This is a genomic window from Amycolatopsis sp. NPDC003676 (assembly GCF_053587275.1).
Map to the genome: position 1 here is coordinate 1 of NZ_JBSFNS010000421.1, position 1061 is coordinate 1061.

General features: G+C 68.2%; 2 protein-coding genes. One reads left to right on the top strand and one right to left on the bottom strand.

Translation table 11 applies throughout. The annotated features are described in order from the left end of the window. Positions 1-582 (bottom strand): oxygenase MpaB family protein (locus ACWDNU_RS46905; protein ID WP_449673588.1); only part of this gene is annotated, 582 nt, incomplete at its 3' end. Between the two features lie 112 nt (positions 583-694). Between ACWDNU_RS46905 and ACWDNU_RS46910 the strand changes: the two genes are divergently transcribed. Then, on the top strand, positions 695-1061 hold a 367-nt coding region (locus tag ACWDNU_RS46910; protein WP_449673589.1), incomplete at its 3' end, for a TetR/AcrR family transcriptional regulator.

Below are 1061 nucleotides of genomic sequence, written 5' to 3' on the forward strand. Positions count from 1 at the left end.
GTGCAGGAAGGCGCGGTTGGCTCTGGCCGAGTTCAGGTAGTCGTCGAAGTAGCGGCGGAAGGCCGGGTAGTCGGCGGGCGCGGCGTCGCGCGGCATGCCGAACAGCTCGCCCCAGCGGACGTAGTCCTGGTAGAGGTCCTCGCGCTCGGTGGCGGTGAGTTCGCGCACCAGCCGGTCGTACATCGCCTCGGCGGAGTCGAAGGTGAAGGCCATGGTCATGAACATCAGGTGCGGATCGTGGGCCGCGTAGGCGGTGCCCGCCGGATAGTGCTCGCCCGCGTCCTCGGGCAGCGTGCCGACCACCTTCTCGTGCTTGCGCCGGGTGAAGGCCAGGGCCCGGTCGGCCTCGGTCTTGCTGCCGAGGAAGACCGCCTCGAACAGCGCGCCGGTGATGGCCAGCCGGGTGTACGGGGTCGCGCGGTGGGCGGTGTGCTCACTGGTGCCGACGAACAGCAGCGGGTGCACCGCGCCGATGACCAGTGCCCGGACGCCGTAGGTCAGCCCCACCGCCCGCTTGCTCATCACCCGTCGGATCATCGAATCGTCGGCGAAATATCCGGGTTCGCCCTGCCGTGCGGCCATGCTGCGCCTCCTCGTCGAGTGCATCTGGCAATAGAATCCACCAGATTTGATAATCTGGCAAGAGTCTCTACCAGAAAACCTTCCCGCGACGGCAGGACGCAGAATGGGAGCTGTGGCAGCACAACGCACCTACGGTGGCGTCTCGGCCGAACAACGACAGGCCCAACGCCGGACCGCCCTCCTCGACGCGGCGCTCGACATCGTCGCCGAAGACGGGCAGGCCAAGCTCACCGTCGCCGGGCTCTGCGCCCGCGCCGGACTCAACGAGCGCTACTACTACGAGAATTTCGAGCATCGCGAGAGCGTGCTGGAGGCCCTGCTGGATCGGATCGCCGAGGAACTGACCGCCGCGATCGTGACGGCGCTGACCACCGCCGCCCCCGACAGCCGGTCCCAGTCGCGCGCCGCGATCGACGCGGGCATCTCGGTACTCATCGACGATCCGCGCAAGGCGAAGGCCGCGCTGATCGCGGGCATGG